The sequence below is a fragment of the Rhizobium sp. YJ-22 genome (assembly GCF_029601685.1).
In the GTDB taxonomy this organism is placed as follows: Bacteria; Pseudomonadota; Alphaproteobacteria; order Rhizobiales; family Rhizobiaceae; genus Metarhizobium.
On the sequence record NZ_JARRIR010000020.1, the window covers coordinates 14,808 to 33,844 of the forward strand.

The window sequence follows — 19,037 nt, forward strand, 5'->3', positions numbered from 1 at the left end:
GTAGCCTGTGCGACCGGGCATCCATCGGTAACGCGCTACCTCTAGCGCAGCTTTTCACGCTGCTGGAAATACCACATGCCGATGGCGAGCGCCTGGTTGCCCAGGAAACGGCCGATGGGCAGACGCCAGTGGCGAACGTCGGCGAAGACGTCGAAATCGCCGGTGTCGCCGGTCATCGCCCGCGCCATGATCTCCCCGACGACATGCGAGGTGGCGACGCCGTGGCCGGAATAGCCCTGCGCGTAAAGGACATTGGGGGCGACGCGGCCGAGCTGCGGGATGCGGTTAATGGAAATCCCGTCCTGCCCCTGCCAGGCGAAGGCGATGCGCACATCCGCAAGCTGCGGAAAGGTCTTGACGATCGCCGGGCGCAGCACCTCGGCGATATCGGCGGTTTCGCGCCCGGAATAATTGGTGCCGCTGCCGAACAGCAGGCGGCGATCCGCCGTCAGCCGGTAATAATCGAGCACGAAGCGCGTGTCGTAGATGGCCAGATCCTGCGGATTGATCGCGCGTGCGAGATCCGCCGACAAAGGCTCGGTCGTCACGATGCCGAGCGAGGCGGGAAACAGCATGCCGGCGAGCCTCATCGGCGCCAGCCGGTGCAGGGCATTGCCGGCAATGAGGATCTTGTCGGCCCGCACACGCCCGGCCGCCGTCACCAGTTCCGGCCGCCGGCCATGGCGGATCCCCTCGACCTTCGTATCCTCGAAGATCTGCGCGCCGAGGCCGCGGGCCGCCTCCGCCTCTCCGAGACACAGATTGAGCGAATGGACATGCATGTTGCGCCGGTTGACGAGGCCGGCATGGTAGATATCCGTGCCGACGAGATCGCGAACCGCCGGCCCGCGCAGGAATTCGACCTCGCTCTCCATGCCGTGCGCGCAGGCGGCGCGATACATGTCTTCCAGCTCGGCGACATGCGAGGGCTGATAGGCGGCTTGCATGTGGCCGAATTTCAGGTCGCAGCGGATCGCATATTTTTCCACCCGCCGGCGGATGATGTCGTGCCCGCGCCAGCGCAGGTTCAAGACGAAATCCGCCGCATCGCGTCCGAGCTTGCGGGCGAACTGCCTTTCCATCGCCCGGTCGCCGGAGAGCGAGCCGGTGATCTGCCCGCCATTGCGGCTCGATGCGCCCCAGGCGATGCGGTTCGCCTCCAGCACCGCCACCCGCACGCCGCGCTCGGCCAGCTCCACCGCCGTCGAAATGCCGGTAAAACCGCCGCCGACAATGGCGACATCCACGTCGATGCTCTCTTCAAGCCGTGGGAAGGGCGGGACGGGATTGGCGGTGGCGGCGTAATAGGATTTGCAGTAGCTCTCGGCCATGATCGGGCACTCGGTCTTGAATCGATTGGAATGGCTTATACCGAAAGGCGATAGGTTTCGATTTCGAAATCGGTCACGCGCGCGGCAAAAACATCCTGCTCCTGCTGCTTGCAGGCGGCGAAGGCGGCGGCGAATTCCGGCTGCAGCAGCCGCGCCGCGCGCTCCGAGGCCCGGAACCAGTCCAGCGCCTGCCGCCAGTCGCGCGCCAGCGTCGGGGCTGCAACCTCATGCGAGTTGCTGCCGACCGGTGCGCCGGGCGCGATGCGGTTTTCGATGCCGTCGAGGACGGCGCCGAGAATGGCCGACAGCACCAGATAGGGATTGGAGTCGGTTCCGGCGACACGGTGTTCGATTCGGCGGGCGGCATGCGGGCCGGCGGGTATGCGCAGCGCCGCCGTGCGGTTCTCGTAGCCCCAGGCGACGGTGGTCGGCGCAAGGCCGCCGGGCGCAAGCCGGCGATAGGAATTCAGGTGCGGCGCAAAGACCAGCGTCATCTCGGCCATGGCGGCGAGAAGCCCGCCGACGCCATGCAGCATGGCGTCCGAGCCGCGCTCGGTGCCATCGTCGAAGATGTTGCGGCCGTCGCGGTCGAGGATGGAGAAATGGACATGCAGCCCGTTGCCGGCATGGTCCGGATAGGGTTTGGCCATGAAGCTTGCCAGATGGCCGTGCCGGCGGGCGGCGCTGCGGATGATCTGCTTGAAGAACAGCGTGTCGTCGGCGATGCGCAGCGCATCCGCCTTGTGCTGCAGGTTGAACTCGAACTGCCGCGGCGCGCCTTCGGCAATCGCCGCATCGACAGCGATGCCGTTTGCCGCCGCCATGGCATAAACATCGTCGAGGAAGGGCGCGAAATCGTCGAGCTCGGCCAGCGAATAGATATTGTCGACATGCCGCGAGGGGCTGGATGCGCTGCCGCGTGCCGGCGCGGGATGGGCTTCCGTGGGATCGATCAGGTAGAATTCCACCTCGGTCGCCACGACCGGGGTGAGATCCAGCCGGTCGAAACGGGCGAGCATGTCGGCCAGCAGCCGGCGGCCATCGGCGAAATAGGGCGCGCCGTCCTCCTTCTTCATCCACATCGGCAGGAGAAGGCCGCCCGCGCCGGAAAAGCCGAGATCGAGCGCCGCCCGGCCGGTCGCCTCGCAGATGCCGTCGAGATCGCCGCGCTCCAGCGTCAGCCGCGTACCGGCGACATCCGTGCCCCAGATATCGACGCCGACGGAGGAGAGCGGCATGCGGATGCCCTCGGTTCCGAGCTTGGCCAGCTTGCCCCCCGGCACGCGCTTTCCACGAAAAATGCCGTTCATGTCGCAGATGGCGGCAAGCGCGTAGCGATCGCCCGCCTTGTCCGTCGCCGGGGCGTCGTGGCGCCCGGCGAGATCGATGTTGAGCATAATATACTCCTTGGGGAAAGATTCGCGGGCGTCGGTCGAAGCGCCTTTCCTCCATCCCTAGCCGCCCCGGCCGGGGTGGAGAATAACCCGGCGGAGGTAGTGACCCCCGCCACCGCCTTTGCCAGAGTGCCCCCATCGACAGCGCAAAGGGAGACCGACATGTCGGAAAAGGACGTAACAGGGGTACGCGCCGCCATCGACGCATGGCTCGACGGCTGGACCTTCAGCCCCCGCAATCCGTGGAGCATCGAGAAATTCGCCCGCATCCTCGACAAGGACGCCATGGTGATCGACGATTATGGCGGGCAGCTGTCGCTGCTTTACGGCCATAAGGACTATGTCGGCATCTGGGGCGAGATGGTCAAGCAATACATGGTCGAATGGGCGATCAAGGCCGAGGAGGAATCGGTGCAGATCTGGGTCGACGGCAACATCGCCTGCGCCTCGTTCATCCTGCGCGGCGGCGGCATGCTGGCCAGCGGCCCGGCGAAGCTGCGCCAATGGTGTACCTTCCCCATGGAAAAGCGCGACGGCAAGTGGATCATCCTCAAGGAGCACATCACCACCGACCCGGACTATTCCACCTGAGGCGGGGCAATCCCGAACGCAAGCGACGAAAGGAAGAACGACGATGCCGACACGCTGTGCCCTGACCTTCGATTTCGACGCCATGTCCGTGTGGCTCGGCTCCTACAAGACGCGCAATCCCTCAATGGTCTCGCGCGGCGAGTTCGGCGCCATCGCCGTGCCGCGCATCCTCGATCTTCTGGGCAAACACCGCCTGCCGGGAACCTTCTGCATTCCCGGCCATACCGCGCTTGCCTATCCCGATATCGTCAAGCGCATTCGCGACGAGGGCCACGAGATCGTCCATCACGGCTGGGTGCATGAAAACCCGGCGGAGTTCGACGAGGCCGGCGAGCGCGAGAATATCGAAAAGGGGCTGGAGGCCCTGCACAGGGCCGCCGGCGTGCGCCCGAAGGGCTATCGCTCCCCCTCCTGGGATTTTTCCGAGCGCACCATCAAAATCCTGCTCGATTACGGTTTTAGCTACGATTCAAGCCTGATGGGATCGGATTTCATTCCCTATTATGCCCGCATCGACGACCGCTTCGACGACAAGACCCCCTATCGTTTCGGGCCGAACGTCGATCTGGTCGAACTGCCGGTCGCCTGGGTGATGGACGATTTCCCGCATTTCGAATTCGTCGACAAGGACACCTACGGTCTCTCGGCCCCCTCCAAGGTCGAAGAGATCTGGCGGGACGAATTCGATTATGTTCACAACAACATTCCGGATGCGCTGTTCTCCATCACCATGCATCCGCAGGTGATCGGCCGGGGCCACCGGCTGATGATGCTGGAACGGTTGATCGAGGATTTCGGACGCCGCGACGGCGTCACCTTCTCCACCATGGGCGCCTATGCCGACCGCTGGCGCATGGAAAACCCACTTGCCGAATGGCTGACATCCGGTGCGCCGCAGGCGCAATCGGCATGCGGCCGCGACGCGCTTTAATCCTTCAAATCAAGGCAGATATTCATGGTGACGATCTATCGCTCCACCGAGATGGAGCCGCGCGCCCGCGGCCGGGAATTCGGCAACCGGTTCGCGGCCAAGGTAAAGGCCAATGTCGAAACCTATGGCACGCTGTTTACGCGCTTTTCCGGGGGCAGCATCGATATCCCGGCCGCCGGCAAGGCGGCGCTGGCCGCGACCGCCGGTTTCGCACCGGCACTGCATGCGGAAATGCTCGGCATCGCCGAGGGCGCCGGCGTCGATCCGGTGCTGATCGGCGCGCTCAACGCCCGCACCGAAATCCTCGCCATGGCCAAGGCTGCGACACGCGGCGAATGCTCCGCCGTCATCCACCTGACGCCGGAACTGACGGCTCCCGTCGCGGTGCAGACCTGGGACTGGTATCACAGTTTTGACGATGCCTGGCTCGTCTGGGAAATCCCGCTGGCCGACGGCAGCGTCACCAAGACGATGACCGAATACGGCATCGTCGGCAAGGCCGGCCTCAACACGCGCGGCCTCGGCCTGTTGTTCACCATCCTGCACCACACGGCCGATGGCGCGGAGATCGGCGTGCCCGTGCATGTGGCGGCGCGCGCCGTGCTCGACGGAGCGGCCAATCTTTTTCGCGCGGCGCAGATGTTGGGGACGGCGAAGGTTTCCGCCTCCAGTTCGCTCAATCTCGTCGGTTTCGAGGGCGGCGTCGGCAAGGCGATGACGGTGGAGATGCATCCGGGCGGACCCAGCTTCGTGCTGCCGGATGCCGAGGGCTTCATCGTCCACACCAACCACTTCCTCGCCCCCGGCCCGGCCGCGCACGACACCGAGCCGCGCGCCTTCCCCGACACGCTGCTGCGCCGCGATCTGCTGCGGCGGGAACTCGGCGGCATCGGCCGTCCGGGCGTCGAGGATGTGCTTGCGGCGATGCGCCGGCATGAGGGTTTCGAAGGCGCGGTCTGCTGCCGTCCCGAGCCCGGCGAAGACCCGGCCACGGCCTATCAGACGCTGGCGACCGTCATCCTCGATCTCGCCGGCGGCGAACTGACCGTCCTCAAGGGACGGCCCTGAGAAGAATTTCCTGTTCCGAAAGCGGTGCGGACGGGCTCGTCCGCACCGCTTTTCGCATGGTCAATGCACCGCCTGCATCGCCGGCTCGCCGGCATCGAGGATGTGGTTGATAAACAGCAGGAAAAGCTCGGCCTGCGAGGAGATGCGCACCTTGCCGTAGAGATTGCGCCGGTGGACTTTTACGGTCTCGATGCTGATGTTCAGCGTCAGGCCGATGGAGGTGTTGGAATGGCCGCGCAGCACCATGGCGGCGATCTCGGCCTCGCGGCTGGTGACATTGTAGGCGGCAAGCCATCGACCGGTGATCGGCAATGCGGCCGGCTGGCTGGCCTCCCCCGCCGCCCATTGCTCCAGCCGGCTCCGGACATGGCGCTTCAGGAGGGATTCGAGCAGCGGCGCGATGTGGCGAATGCGCCCGGCATCGGCCGGCGTGTAGTGCTCGGATTTCGCCCGCCGCCCGAGAGAGAGGTGGATGACTCGCTTGCCATCGACCGGAAACAGCAGCCCGATCTCGTCGATCATCTGCACCTTGCGATAATAGGTCTGGTAGAAATCGCTTTCGTTAAAGCTGTCGGGCGCGATCTCGTCGAGCAGGAAGGCCCCGCCGCCATGTTGTTCGAGGCATAGCCGGTAGAAAGGATCGAGCACATAGGCGCCCTGGCAGTAGAGCATCTGGAAATAGTTCGGCTCCTGCGGCGACCACTGGTGCAGGATGAGCGGCGGCTTGTCGACGGCGAAGACGAGCGCCACGCAATTGTCGATCGCCACCGAGGCATTGATGAAATCCCGGAGCGCGGCGAAGAAATACTCCGTCTCGATGGAATCGACCAGCCGCGCCAGCAGCATCGGCTCGGAAAGGCCGGGGGCGCCGGAGGCTGGCTCCGGCGCCTGCGTTTGACGGGCGGGATTGTCGGGCCAGGTGTCCGCGACGGTGCAATTGCTTCGTGTCATGCCGGGCTCCCTCCCGTTTCGGCGTTTATCCCCGGTAGCGTGTCAGGCGCAGCGCAAGCGCCGAACTGCCGATGGTCAAAAGCAGGATCAGCGTGCCCAGCGCATTGATCGACGGATCGAGCCCGGTGCGCAGCATGCCCCAGACCAGCGTCGGCAGGGTGTTGCCGCCGCCGATCAGGAAGAAGGTGATGACGAAATCGTCGAGCGACAGCGCCATGGCGATCAGCGCCGCGCCGAACAGCGTCGGCCGGATCAGCGGGAAGGTGACGGTCAGGAAGGTCTTCAGCGGCGAGGCGCCGAGGTCGCGGGCGCTGTCGATGACCGCATAGTCGAAATCCCTCAGACGCGCCGTGACGATGAGGATCACGAAGGGCATGGTGAAGGTCAGATGCGCCAGCACCACCGTCACCAGGCTGAGCTTGACGCCGAGCACGGAAAACAGCGACAGCAGCGCCAGCGCCAGCACCAGCGGCGGCATCATCATCGGCAGGCCGAAGAGGAAGAAGGCGGCGGCCGACTGGCGCGGGCGCAGGCGCACGATCACCATGGCGGCGGCGGTGCCGATGACGGTCGCCGCCACGCCGACCGCGCCGGTGACGGTGGCGCTGTTGGCGAGCGCGCTCCAGAAATCGTCCCGCGCCATCAGCGCGCCGTACCAGCCGAAGGTAAAGCCCCGGATCGGGAAGGTCATCAGGCTGGAGGAGCCGAAGGAGAACAGGACGACCAGCACCAGCGGCGCGACCATGAAGATCATGCACAGGATACCGATCGTGGTATTGGCAAGGCGGCCATAGGCGATGTTCATTTGGGCCTCAACACGGTTTTGAGCGCGAGCCAGACGAAAGCGATCACGGCAATGGAAGCCGTAATGGTGAGATAGGTCATCGCCGCGCCGAGCGGCACGTTCATGCGCAGGCCGAACTGGCTTTCGATGAAGTTGCCCATCATCATCGTGCGGGTGCCGCCGACCATGCGCGGCGTCACGTAATCCCCCGCCGTGACCAGGAAACAGAGCGCGAAGGCGGTGACCAGCGCCGGCACGCAGCGCGGCAGCACCGCATCGCGCACCGCCCCCCAGGGCGAGGCCCCGAGATCGCGCGCCGCCTCGATGGTCTTTTCCTCGATGGAGCGCAACGCGCCGTAGAGCGGCAGGATGGCGAAGGGCAGCAGGTAGCTGACCAGCACCAGAACCACCGCGACCGGGCTGTAGAGCAGCGCCTCGATCGGTTCGCGCACGATGCCGAGGCCGACCAGCGTGTTATTGACGATGCCATCACGCCCGAGAAGGGTGCGCCAGGCATAGATCTTGACGAGATAGCCGCCGAACAGCGTCAGCAGCGTCGCCGCCAGCAGGATGCCGCTGAAGCGGCGGCCGCGCGTCCAGATCAGATGTGCGACGATAAAGGCGAGCACGGTGGTAACGCTGGCGATCAGGAAGCCGATGCCCATGGTGAAGAGGATGGGCGGGCCATAGGAGCCGACCACCTTGGCGTAATTGCCGAGATCGAAGCCTGGCACGATCTTGAACAGCGAGACCTTGAAGAAGGACACGACGAGGAAATAGAGCATCGGGCCGATGAACAGCCCGGCGAGCACGGCGGCGGCCGGCAGCAGCAGCGCCCCGTCGCGTTTCAGGGAAAACGGTGCGCCGTCGCTCATGGCGTCACCACCCATTGATCGGCGGACATCCAGCCGACATCGATGCTGTCGCCCGGCAGAAGATCGCCCTCCTGCAGACAGGCGACGAAGGTCTCGCCGTTTTGCAGGCGCACGGTGTATTGCACCTGCGCGCCGAGGAAGATGCGCTGTGTCACCGTGCCCGAAAAGCGATGGTCGCAGCGCGCGGCGGCAGCGCCGAGGCGCACCTTTTCCGGCCTGACACCAACGAGCACGTCACCATCCGGCCCCGCATCGTCGAAAGCGAAGGCGCCCTCGATGCTGACGCGGGCGAGCTTGCGACAGGCCTTCAGGAAATTGGCCTCGCCGACGAAGGTGGAGACGAAATGCGTCTTCGGCCGCAGATAGATCTCCTCCGGCGTGCCGACCTGCTCGACCTTGCCGCGCGACATCACCACCACCTTGGTGGCGAGCAGCATGGCTTCCGCCTGGTCGTGCGTCACGAAGACGAAGGTGCCGCCGATCTCGGCGTGCAGGCGGCGCAGTTCCTCCTGCATCGCCTGGCGCAGCTTGAGGTCGAGGGCGGCGAAGGGCTCGTCGAGCAGCAGCACTTTTGGGCGCATGATCAGCGCGCGGGCCAGCGCGATGCGCTGCTGCTGGCCGCCGGAAAGCTGCGGCGGCAGCTTGTCGGCGAAGGCTTCCATCTGCACCAGCGCCAGCATGTCGCGCACGCGGGCGTCGACCTCGGCGCGCGGCGTGCCGGCGATGCGCAGGCCATAGCCGACATTCTGGCGGATGGTCATGTGCGGAAACAGGCCGTAGCCCTGAAACACCATGTTGGTGGGCCGCTTTTCCGGCGGCAGCCGCGTCACGTCGCGGCCGCCGATGAGGATCGCCCCTTCCGAGGGCTCGACGAAGCCGCCGAGCATCTTCAGCAGGGTGGTCTTGCCGCAGCCCGAGGGGCCGAGGATGGCCAGAAAGTCCCCCTCGTGAAAATCGAGGTCGAGCGGATGGACGGCCCGGTAGATGCCGTAACTCTTGGAAAGTCCCTGAAGGCGGACAAGCGGCTCAGCGCTCACACGACCCACTCCATTCCCGAGGGCGGCGATTGTTGGCGGTAAAACGTTCACGGTCATACCTCAGGCTCTCTGATAGCTCTCGAAGGCGGCCAGCACGTCGTCCCAGGTGACGAACTCGCCCTCCTGTTCGAGCGGGAACATGCCCGGCAGGAACTTGTCGGCGAAATAGGCGTCGAGATCGTCGAAGTGGTAGATGCCGGCCACCGTCTTGTCCGTCACCGCCTTCATCGCATCCTGGTTGACGATACCGAGAATATTGCCTTCGGCAAACGTCTTCTGGTTTTCCGCCGACAGGCCCCAGTTGATCAGGGCGTGGTCCAGCTCCCGGTTGGGCGCATCCTTGGCGATGTTGACCGTGTCGAAATAGGCGAATGTGCCTTCCTTCGGCGAGGCGATCTTGAGATTGACGCCCTTGTCGCCGGCCCATTTGATCATCGGCTCCCAGCCCATGCCCATGACGATCTCCTTGCGGCTGAACATGTCGGAGATCTCGCCGAGGCTGGAGGGGATGGTGCGCGAGTTCTGCTTGACCTTGATCATCAGCTCGACCGTCTTGTCGAGCTGCTCCTTGGTCATGCGGCTCGGGTCGTCCAGCCCGTTCGCCACCTTCGACCAGGTGACGATCATGCTCATGACATCGGGATAGCCGACGACCTTGCCCTTGTATTCCGGCTTCAGCAGGTCGAGCCAGCTCTTCGGCTCCTCGACGAGATCGGGATTGTAGAGCAGCGGAATGGCGCTGAAAGTGAAGGGCACGCCGTAGAGCTTGTCGTCGACGCGCAGGAACTTGTCGAGCGCCTTGACCCGCGGGTGCATGGCGGCCAGGTTCGGCACCAGGCTTTCGTCGATGGCGCCGAGCAGGTCGCTCTGGCCGCAGAAGGAGACGTATTGATAGATCAGCGTCGTCAGGTCGATGGAGCCGATGCCGCCGCCGCGCAGCTTGGTGATGATGTCCTCGATGGCCGAGATATAGGTCGGCTGCATGTTGACGCCGGCCTTGCCGAGCAGGTCCGTCGACTTGAAGGCAAGGTCGTATCCTTCCCAACCGAGGAAGGCGACGTCCCGGGCCGCGGCGGCGGGGCGGATTCCGAAGCCGGCGACGGCCGCAAGCCCCGCCGCGCCCATCATGAAATGACGGCGGCTGACCGTGAGCGAACTGGCGAATTTCGAGGCGTTGTGCTGATGGTTTGTCATGGTCGTTCCCCTTTTTTCAGCGTTTATTCCTGGCGCGGTCAGCGGACGATGTGCCCTCCGTCGATGACCATTTCCGATCCGGTCGTGTAGGGACTGCGGTCGGAGGCGAGATAGACCACCGCCCAGCCGATATCCTCGGCCGCGCCGATGCCGAGCGGCGCCAGCGTCTGCCATTCGGCGCGCACCGACGACGTGTCGGGATCACCGCGTTTGGCCGCGACATCGACGATCTCGCGCTCCAGCATCGGCGTATCGATGCAGCCCGGATGGATCGAGTTCACGCGGATGCGCGTGCCGCGCTGGGCGCAATCGAGGGCGGCGGCGCGGGTGAAATGGGCGACCGCCGCCTTCGAGGCACAGTAGGCGGTGTTTAAGCCATCGGCGATATTGGCGAAGTTGGAGGCGATGTTGACGATCGAACCGGTCTTCTGCGGCAGCATGGCCTTCACCGCCGCGCGCGTGCCAAGGAAGACGGATTCGACATTGACGCCGAAGACATGGCGGAAATCGTCGAGCGAGGTTTCCAGAAGGCCGCGCGTCAACTGGATGCCGGCGCAATTGGCGAGCACGTCGAGCCGGCCCTGTTCGGCCAGAACGCGGGCCATGACCATCTCCCAGGCCGCCTCGTCGCGCGCATCCTGCGCCATGGCGCAGGCCGGGCCGCCGATGGCCTCGGCGGTGGCTTCCGCAGCCTTGCCGTCGATATCGGTGAGATAGACGGTCGCGCCTTCGGCGGCGAGCAGGCGGGCGGCGGCACGTCCAATCCCGGAGCCCGCTCCGGTCACGACCGCGACCTTTCCCTCGACCCATCCCCGTCCTGCGTTCATCGGCGCGCCTCTTTCCAGAACAGTCGAAAAAGCATTCATAGTGTTGTCACCAGTGCTTGAGGCGGGACATACCCCCGCCGGGTTATTGCCGAAGGCTCAGATGTCGAGCGTCAGCGTCGGTGTCAGCGCCCGCGATACGCAGGGCATCATGACCGTGCCGGCGGCGCGCTCCTTTTCGGTGAGCAGCGCGTCGCGATGATCGGGCGTGCCGGCGAGCACGCGGCATTCGCAGGTGCCGCAGAACCCCTGCTCGCAGGAGGAGGGCAGATCATGGCCCGCCTGCCGCACGGCTTCGAGGATGCTGCAATCGGCCGGCACGTCGACATGACCGCCGCTGCGGGCGAGGAAGACACGGATCGCGCCATCGCCGGGCAGCACCGGCGGGGCGGATGCGCCGAAACGCTCGATATGCAGGTGTCCGGCAAGGTTGCTCGCGGCAAACTTTTCCTCCAGCGCATCCAGCAGGCCGCGCGGGCCGCAGGCATAGACCTCGCTTCCACCGCGTGCCGCCGCGACGATGCCGTCGACATCGATATGCGCCTGTTCATCGGCGGGCCTGAGATCGATGCAGCCCCGGTCGAGGCCGTGAAGCGCATCGAGGAAGGACATGCGCTGGCGACTGCGCCCGCCGTAAATGAGACGCCATTCCGCGCCGCGCGCCGCCGCGTGGCGGACCATCGGCAGGATCGGCGTAATACCGATGCCGCCGGCGACGAAGAGATAGCGCTCGGCCGGCGCGAGCGCAAAGGCATTGCGCGGCCCGACAAGGCCGACCGTCTGGCCGACGCGCAGGGCCTCATGCACCTCGCGCGAGCCGCCGCGCCCACCCTCCTGGCGCAGCACCGCGATGCGGTACTGGCTGCGATCGGCGGGATCGCCGCACAGCGAATATTGCCGGACGAGGCCGGAGGGCAGACAGAGATCGACATGTGCGCCCGGCGTCCAGGCCGGCAGGTCGCCGCCATTAGCGGCGCGCATGGTGAAGGAGACGACGGCATCGGCTTCGAGCGTGATCTGCACGATGCGGGCTTCGAGGCGGGCGGGCATGGCCGCTTCCTCCGGCGCCCGCATCGCCAAGGCGGCCACCCTCACCGCCCCTCCTCCGCCAGCGCCGCCTCGACGAACTCGTTGAAGGCGCGGCGATAGTTGAGGGTGAAGAGGTCGGCGGGAACGGAATGTTCGACATAGGTGCCGTCCCAGTCGATCTCGCGCGGCTCCAGCGCGCCGGCAATCGGCAGATCCTCGCGATAGACCATCTCCTCGACGCGCAGGCACTCTTCGAGGTTCGCGCCGGTATAGGTCCGTTCGTTGGCCACGCCCCAGAAGATCATCACATGATCGTAAGCCATAGGTGACGGAAAACCGGCGACGATGCGCTTGCCGTAGCGGGCATAATCATAGGTGATGGTGGCCAGCCCCGGCGCGGTGCATTGATAATACATCTCGCAATCGCCGTCGTTCGCCCAGTCGCCGTTGCCGGCATGCAACGTGCGCTGCATGAAGATCTCCAGCCCTTCGCGGCGGACCTTCAGCGGCTCGACGATATGCGGCGACGGCCCCATCGACACTTCATGCACGAAGGGGAAATGCGCGACATCGCGGAAATTCTCGATGGCCACGGCAACGCCGGTTTCGGAATCGAGCGGCGGGCCGGCGAGCCATTCCAGATCAAGCCCCTTCCAGGCCTCCATCTCGTACAGCGGCATGGCCGGCTGTTCGAGCACAGTCCAGACATGGCCCCATTTCTCGACCGCCGGATAGGTGGCGATGGCGGCGCGCGGCGGGATCTTGCACTGGTCTTCCAGCGAGGGGATATGCGTGCATTTGCCATCGGCGGCGGCGAACTGCCAGCCGTGATAGGGGCAGGCGATCGCCTCGCCATGCACCTTGCCTTGCGTGAAATCCCCACCGCGATGGGGACAGCGGCGCGACTGCACGACCGCCTGGCCGGACGCCGTGCGATAGACCACCAGCCTTTCGCCCAGAAGCACGGCCGGCTGCGGCGTATCGAGATCGGCGGAACGCGCGACGGCCCACCACTGGCGGCGCATGGCGCGCTCGGCGGCCTCGCGTTTCGGGCCGGTGAGCGGCGGCAGTTCACTGAAGGGTTTGCGGACCATATCGAGCATGCGGGTCTCCGTCGTTTTCGGACGGCCACTCCCAGGCCGTCGGAATGCGTGAAGATTGCAGACGAATTCTGCGCATGTCAATTATTTTTGGCGTTTATCAATTATTTTTGCGCATAAAAAGCGCCTATTTTCTGCGCATTTGAAAATTATTGAGGAATATCAAGCGGTAACGCGAAGCGGATTTTATGCACGTCGACCTCGCTGAGAATACGCACTGCCGTCACCCCTTCGAGTGCGCAGACTTTCTGGCGCATGTCCCAGAGCGCCGGCTGGTCGGCACAGACGACCTGGGCGCAGATATCCGCATCGCCCAGCGTCGTGGAAAGGTAGGAGACCTCGATCCAGTCGCTCAGTTCCCGCACGACATCCGCATGGCGCGCCGGCGTCACCGTCAGGAACAGCAGCGCCATATGCGACGGCCCGAGCTTGGTGGGATCGGCGAAGGCGACCACCTGCAACATGCCCTCGTCCTGCAGCCGCTTCAGCCGCAGCCGCACCGTCGCTTCGGCGATGCCGAGATTGCGGGCGACCTCGCGCAAGGGGCGACGGCCGTCGCTCTGCAGCTCGCGAATGATGTTGCGGTCGAGTTCGTCGATCCGGTTCGAATGGGTGATCATGGCGCATCCGTTTTCTTGACGTCGGCTCAGGATGTACATCTCCGGCGCAAGATTGGCGAGAGCAATGCGGGATATCGACGACCTCTGCCACGTCCCCGAAGTCCGGTTCGCACATCCCGAAAAACCCCTCGTGCCAACGAATCGCTTTGCTGAAACGATAAAGCACCGCGAATTGCCAACCCACGGGACGGTATTGCCATGTCGGAAAACGGGACGAACCCCGGAAGATCGGCATGGCAAAGGGCGATCGCTCGCCGCGCACCGCACCCGGCCTGATCACCAGAAACTTCCGGTCGCTGCGAGGCTCTTCCACAGGCAGCCTCCAGCGCCATCGTAGGTCGCGAAGCGGCGAATGATCGGGTTGCGGTCCCGGCAAGCCAGTTGCTCCAGTTGACGAGAGGGCTGGTGAAGTTCTCTGATTGAAGGAGGAGCGCCCGCGCAGGTCATCAGGTTCACCGTCGACGCCATCTGGTTCAGCATCATCCCGTCGCTGATACAGAGGCGGTTCGACATCGCCATGGTGGACATGTTCCGCATCCCGGCACGCGCCGTTCCGGCCGACCTCACCGAGGCGCACGACGAACCCGCAACACACGGTTCGTCGGCGCGGATGCGCTCAGGTCTGATACAGGTCGCCGCCGAGCGATCGGTGGACCGCGTTCAACAAAGCCTCCGGCAGACCTCCCCGCCGCCAAGCCATGGCAAGGGTCAGCATATGGCCGGGCGCGAGGCTGACATGGCCGAGATCGAAGGGCAGCCGAGCGATCGCGCTTTGCGGCAACACGGAGAGATAGCCGTGTTCGGCGACGAGATTGATGATCACCGGAATGGAATCGATCTCGACGATCGGGATTGCCGCCAGTCGTTCCCGGCCGAGCCTGCCTTCCATGTAATGCATGGCCTCCTGCCGTATACCGTTGCGCTGGCTGGGTAGCACCACCGGATGATCGGCCAGCAGCGCCGCGACATCCGATGTGCGCGCCATCAGCCTGCGCTGTCCCACCAGCGCGAGCGGTGTGGTGGATAGCGTTGTGCTGATGAAATCGCTGGGAATGCGGTTGTGATCGACGACGATCAGGTCGGAGCGCCGGCTCTTCAGCCCTGCCATCAGTTCTTCCGCGCTATGGCTGGAGATGTGCAGCGGATGGCGCGCCTGATGCGGCGCCCAGTTGATCGTCAGTCGGGCCAGCATTCTTGCGATGCTGCTTTCATGGCCGAGAGGCACAACCGTGCCGATGCGCCATGTCGCCAGTTCCTTGCGAAACCGTTCCGAGGCTGCATGCGACAATGCCTCCCATTCCATGACGATGCCTTCGGCGATCGGCAGCAGGCGTTCGCCGAGCGCGGTCGGCAAGGCGCCCGCGGCGGAGCGGGTAAGCAGCGTCGCGCCAAGCATGCGTTCCAGATCGGACATCTGCCGCGTCAGTTGCGGCTGACCGATCTTCAGGCTCCGGGCGGAACCGCGGATGCTGCCCGAATGGGCGATGGCGGCGAAGCGCAGCAGAGCCTTGATGCCGACCGCCGGCGGCCTTTCTCCGACCGGCCGACCCGCCTCGCGCAGAAAATCCCGGATGCGGCCGACGAGCGCGGTCAATGCGGGAAGCCGATGCTGCGCCTCCAGCGTCAGCACGAAGCTGGCCGCGCGATCCCGGCGCACCAGCGGCACGGCGACCGCAGCCTCCAGGCGTGACAGGGCACCGCTGACCGTCGACGGTGCGCATCCGGTCTGGCGCGCAACCTTGCGGATGCTTTGCAGCGTCAGGACCTCATGCGCCAGACACAGCGTCAACACATCCATGACAATTCCATCTCGTCGTGACCCGGCGCGTATCCGGCATCATCTGTGCGACAAATGCAATAGAGAAGCCTCTTGTCAGGGGCGACGGCAGATGGAACAACATGGGAAGACCGGCAAGACCGGAGCGGACGGGCAGGAATGACGCAAAGGGCGGGGCAGTGGTCGATCAGAGCATGCGCGGTTTCATGGCCGGTTTGGAGACGGCAGGTGATCTCAGACGCATCGCGCGGCCAGTGGACACGCGTTTCGAGATCGCCTCGGTTCTGTCGCTGCGCGAACGGGGCCCGGCACAATTTTTCGATCATGTGTCCGGCAGCGCCATGCCTGTTGTCGGCAATCTCTGGAACAGCCGGCAGCGCTTCGCGCAAGGCCTGGGGATCGCGCAAGAAGCACTCGACGATGCTTGCCAGCATGCCTTGCAACACCCGATCCCGCCCGTCATCGTTGCCAATGCCCCGGTGCAGGCCGTGATCCATCAAGCGCCTTTCGAGCTTTCGGCGCTGCTGCCCGTCCCGCACTGGTTCGAGAAGGAAGCCGGCGCCTATATCACCGCCGGCGTCATCGTCGCCAGAGATCCGGAGACGGGCCGCCGCAACGTTTCCATTGCCCGGCTGCGCCTTGAAGGCGGCGGCGGGATCATGGCCGGAATCGCCAAGAACCACCATCTGGCCATGCTGGCGGAGAAGGCCCGGCTGCGCGGCCACCCGCTGGAAATCGCGGTGGCGATCGGCAATCATATCGCCGTTCTGCTCGGATCGCAGATGTATGTGGGGTTGGGCGACGATGAGTTCGATATCGTCGGCGGTCTCCTCGGCGAAGGCGTCGAGCTGGTCAAATGCCGCACGGTCGATCTGGAGGTGCCGGCCCATGCCGAGATCGTCCTCGAAGGCGTGCTTTTTCCAGAAGACCTGATCGAGGAAGGGGCGGTTTCGGAATTTCCGGGCTTCTACGTCTATTACGGACCGGGCATCGGCGGGGAAATCCGCTGCGTCACCCACCGGCGCGATGCGATCTATCAGGCGATCCTGCCCGGCTATGCCGCCGAACATTGCCTTCTGGGTGCGGTCGCCATCGGCGCCACCCTCACCCGCGACCTGAAGCGTTCGATCCCGGCGGTACGGCGCGTGCTCGTCACCGAAGGCGGCATGGGGCGCCTGCATGCGGTGATTTCCATGCATCGCCCACGCCTTGGGGAGGGCAAGCGGGCGGTGATCCTCGCCATGGGTCTGGTCAATCTGCTCAAGCATGTCGTCGTCGTCGAGGATGATATCGATATCGAGGATCCGCGACAGGTGGAATGGTCACTCGCCGCGCGCTTTCGCGGCCATGAGGATCTGGTCGTGTTGCCGGGTGTCAAGGCCGATCGCTGCGATCCGCTCCATGAAGCCCTGACCGTGACCAAGATCGGCATGGTGGCGACGACGCGGCCCGGCGACGGCGAAGCCGGCGGCCGCGCGGAGTTCGCCCGCCCGCCGGCAGACGTATACGAGCGGGTGCGTCGCGCTCTGGACGACTACTGAAAAGGTCCGCGCCCGCATGGTCCTGCCCGATTGCGCCTGTCGCATCCGCGGCGGAGCGGCCCAGCCTGATGCCCGCCGGCAAGTGCAGCGAGAAGAAGACATATGACCGCCTCCCCCACCATCCTCCTCGACGAAAAGCCGCTCGATGCGGATGCGATCGCCACCATTGCCCGACGCGGCGCCCGCCTCGGACTCGGACCGGCGGCGCTCCACAGAATTCGCGAAGGCCGCGCGCTGATCGAGCGGTTCGCAGCATCCGGAAAGCCTGCCTATGGGCTGAATACGGGCCTTGGCGCCAGCGTCGACACATCCCTGTCCGCCGCCGATCTCGTAGCCTTCCAGCGCAGCGTCACCCACAGCCATAGCGTCGGCATCGGCCCGGCCTTGCCCGTCGAGGCCGTGCGGGCGATGCTCGCGGCCCGCATCTGCGGCATGGCTGCCGGCGGAACGGGGGCTTCCGAAGCGGTCGCTGCCGGGCTGGTGGCGGCTTTGAACGCCGGCATCCATCCCGTCATTCCCTCCTGGGGATCGATCGGTGCTGCCGACCTGCTGCCGCTCGGGCATCTGGGGCGCGCGCTCGGCGGCGAGGGCGAGGTGAATTATCAAGGGCGCGTCATGCCCGCAGCGCAGGCACTCGCCCTGGCCGGCTTGCCGCCGCTCGACCTGCGCGAGAAGGACGGCCATGCGCTGATCGTCGCCAACAGCCTGTCGACGGGAACGGCTTGCCTGCTGATCGAAGACGTTCGCCTTTTCATCGATTGGTCGCTGGCAGCCGTCGCACTGAACTATGAGGCATTCCGCTCACCTCTGAGCGTGATCGATGCGCAAGCGCTGGCCGCCCGCCCCGCCTTCGGGCAACAGGTGATCGGAGCACGCCTGCGCGCGCTGCTCATCGGTAGCGATCTGTGGCGGGAAGGAGCCGCGCGGCGTCTTCAGGATCCGCTCAGCTATCGATGCGTGCCCCAGGTCTGGGGCGCGCTTTCCCATGTTCTGGAACAGGCGCACGCGGCCACGGAAATCGAACTTCACCATTCCGGCGACAACCCGATCGTCCTTGCGGAAAGCGGGCGCATCGTTTCAAACGGAAATTTCGACCTGACGAGCTTTGCCCTGTGCTGGGAACAACTCGGCCAAGCGCTGGCGCATTGTGCGGCGGGCATCGCCAATCGCTGCCTCCGGCTGATGTCGCCCGCCGCTTCCGAACTGCCGCGCTTTTTGTCGGCAAGAGGGCAGAGCCGGGCCGGCTATGCCGAACTGCAAAAGCCGCTGGCGGCGCTGGAGGCGGAAATCCGCCATCTCGCCAATCCGATGTCGATCAGCCCGCTGGCCGTTTCCGACAGCATAGAGGACCAGTCGTCCATGGCGCCGCGCGTGGTCGCCAAGGCCTCGGCGATCGTCGAGCGGCTGCGCTATCTCGTGGCGATCGAGATGATGTGCGCGGCGACGGCGATCGAGCTGCGCGGGGTGACAGGCAGGCTCGGCCCGCAGATGCGCCAGCTTCACGACGCCATCCGCGACCTCGTTGCGCCGTTGAAGGAAGACCGGGAATTGAGCCGCGATCTCGAGAACATCTCCCGCATGGTTTCCGCGCCCTGGCCGTTTGCCACCATTGCTTGGCCTTGAGGCCGTCGGCGCGCTGCACCGGTCGATCCGACGGTCAGGAACGGCGCGCCTGGACCCGGTCGCTCCATCGGCAGATTTCCAGCTTTCTTGATTGTGACGCCGGATTTGGCGACCTGTTTCAAGTCGGCTTTGATTTGGGAGTGTTCCGGAATGACGGGTGCCGAAAAAGCCACACCCCTTCCGCTGCCAAGCACCGCTTCGAACCCAGCGGTTGGCCGCAACCGTGAGAACCGCCGAGAAGGCGAGAAGGGCTGCGCTCACCACGGACAGGTTCGCTCGCCTTCCCACCGCGATGGTCGCGCCGAGCGGCAGGATATCAAGCCACCGGCCGACAAGCACGACGCCGCCGAGCGCAATCGCCAGCACG

Annotated in this window: 18 protein-coding genes; 5 read left to right on the forward strand and 13 right to left on the reverse strand. The window is 65.2% G+C overall.

Annotated elements, in window-relative coordinates:
* Nucleotides 1–41: 41 nt before the first annotated feature.
* Together P7F60_RS27595 and P7F60_RS27600 are read right to left on the reverse strand one after the other, a co-directional pair.
* On the reverse strand, nt 42–1,331 hold the full coding sequence (locus P7F60_RS27595) for an FAD-dependent oxidoreductase (protein ID WP_277920812.1): 1,290 nt from the start codon (nt 1,329–1,331) through the stop codon (nt 42–44).
* 35 nt (nt 1,332–1,366) lie between these two features.
* Entirely contained in the window at nt 1,367–2,728 is a 1,362-nt protein-coding gene (locus P7F60_RS27600; RefSeq protein ID WP_277920813.1) for a glutamine synthetase family protein, read from the reverse strand.
* A 159-nt stretch (nt 2,729–2,887) separates the two neighbouring features.
* Between P7F60_RS27600 and P7F60_RS27605 the strand changes: the two genes are divergently transcribed.
* From P7F60_RS27605 to P7F60_RS27615, 3 genes are read left to right on the forward strand one after another with little or no spacing between them, the layout of a single operon-like run.
* A complete protein-coding gene (locus tag P7F60_RS27605) occupies nt 2,888–3,316 on the forward strand; it encodes a hypothetical protein (RefSeq protein ID WP_277920814.1) in 429 nt (142 codons plus the stop codon).
* Between the two features lie 43 nt (nt 3,317–3,359).
* Nucleotides 3,360–4,247: a polysaccharide deacetylase gene (locus P7F60_RS27610; RefSeq protein WP_277920815.1), complete on the forward strand. Its 888-nt coding sequence runs from the start codon at nt 3,360–3,362 to the stop codon at nt 4,245–4,247.
* Nucleotides 4,248–4,271: 24 nt separating this feature from the next.
* The gene (locus P7F60_RS27615; protein ID WP_277920816.1) at nt 4,272–5,315 is read left to right on the forward strand and encodes a C45 family peptidase; all 1,044 of its coding nucleotides are present in this window, start codon (nt 4,272–4,274) and stop codon (nt 5,313–5,315) included.
* Between the two features lie 60 nt (nt 5,316–5,375).
* Here the strand turns inward: P7F60_RS27615 and P7F60_RS27620 are convergent, their stop codons facing one another.
* The 11 genes from P7F60_RS27620 to P7F60_RS27670 form a co-directional block, all read right to left on the reverse strand.
* Nucleotides 5,376–6,266 carry a LuxR C-terminal-related transcriptional regulator gene (locus tag P7F60_RS27620; protein ID WP_277920817.1) on the reverse strand — a complete coding sequence of 297 codons (891 nt, stop codon included), beginning with the start codon at nt 6,264–6,266 and terminating at the stop codon, nt 5,376–5,378.
* 25 nt (nt 6,267–6,291) lie between these two features.
* On the reverse strand, nt 6,292–7,071 hold the full coding sequence (locus tag P7F60_RS27625) for an ABC transporter permease (RefSeq protein WP_277920818.1): 780 nt from the start codon (nt 7,069–7,071) through the stop codon (nt 6,292–6,294).
* Nucleotides 7,068–7,925, reverse strand: coding sequence for an ABC transporter permease (locus tag P7F60_RS27630; RefSeq protein ID WP_277920819.1), 858 nt, complete (start codon nt 7,923–7,925; stop codon nt 7,068–7,070). The genes P7F60_RS27625 and P7F60_RS27630 overlap by 4 nt, the downstream gene beginning before the upstream one ends.
* Nucleotides 7,922–8,962 (reverse strand): ABC transporter ATP-binding protein, encoded by a 1,041-nt coding sequence (locus P7F60_RS27635; RefSeq protein WP_277920820.1) that lies wholly within the window; start codon nt 8,960–8,962, stop codon nt 7,922–7,924. The genes P7F60_RS27630 and P7F60_RS27635 overlap by 4 nt, the downstream gene beginning before the upstream one ends.
* A 60-nt stretch (nt 8,963–9,022) precedes the next feature.
* Nucleotides 9,023–10,156 (reverse strand): extracellular solute-binding protein, encoded by a 1,134-nt coding sequence (locus P7F60_RS27640; protein ID WP_277920821.1) that lies wholly within the window; start codon nt 10,154–10,156, stop codon nt 9,023–9,025.
* Nucleotides 10,157–10,194: 38 nt separating this feature from the next.
* The gene (locus P7F60_RS27645; RefSeq protein WP_277920822.1) at nt 10,195–10,983 is read right to left on the reverse strand and encodes an SDR family oxidoreductase; all 789 of its coding nucleotides are present in this window, start codon (nt 10,981–10,983) and stop codon (nt 10,195–10,197) included.
* Between the two features lie 96 nt (nt 10,984–11,079).
* Nucleotides 11,080–12,075: a PDR/VanB family oxidoreductase gene (locus tag P7F60_RS27650; RefSeq protein WP_277920823.1), complete on the reverse strand. Its 996-nt coding sequence runs from the start codon at nt 12,073–12,075 to the stop codon at nt 11,080–11,082.
* Nucleotides 12,072–13,112, reverse strand: a complete 1,041-nt coding sequence (locus tag P7F60_RS27655; RefSeq protein WP_277920824.1) for a Rieske 2Fe-2S domain-containing protein — start codon at nt 13,110–13,112, stop codon at nt 12,072–12,074. The genes P7F60_RS27650 and P7F60_RS27655 overlap by 4 nt, the downstream gene beginning before the upstream one ends.
* A 146-nt stretch (nt 13,113–13,258) precedes the next feature.
* Entirely contained in the window at nt 13,259–13,729 is a 471-nt protein-coding gene (locus P7F60_RS27660) for an AsnC family transcriptional regulator (protein WP_277920825.1), read from the reverse strand.
* 276 nt (nt 13,730–14,005) lie between these two features.
* Nucleotides 14,006–14,257, reverse strand: a complete 252-nt coding sequence (locus P7F60_RS27665; protein ID WP_277920826.1) for a hypothetical protein — start codon at nt 14,255–14,257, stop codon at nt 14,006–14,008.
* An 88-nt stretch (nt 14,258–14,345) separates the two neighbouring features.
* Entirely contained in the window at nt 14,346–15,527 is a 1,182-nt protein-coding gene (locus P7F60_RS27670; RefSeq protein ID WP_277920827.1) for a LysR family transcriptional regulator, read from the reverse strand.
* Nucleotides 15,528–15,685: 158 nt separating this feature from the next.
* On the opposite strand from P7F60_RS27670, the gene P7F60_RS27675 reads away from it, so the two are divergent.
* Both P7F60_RS27675 and hutH read left to right on the forward strand, forming a co-directional pair.
* Nucleotides 15,686–17,047 (forward strand): UbiD family decarboxylase, encoded by a 1,362-nt coding sequence (locus tag P7F60_RS27675; RefSeq protein ID WP_277920828.1) that lies wholly within the window; start codon nt 15,686–15,688, stop codon nt 17,045–17,047.
* 102 nt (nt 17,048–17,149) lie between these two features.
* Complete coding sequence (gene hutH / locus P7F60_RS27680; protein ID WP_277920829.1) at nt 17,150–18,670, forward strand: histidine ammonia-lyase; 1,521 nt, start codon at nt 17,150–17,152, stop codon at nt 18,668–18,670.
* The last annotated feature ends 367 nt before the right edge of the window (nt 18,671–19,037 follow it).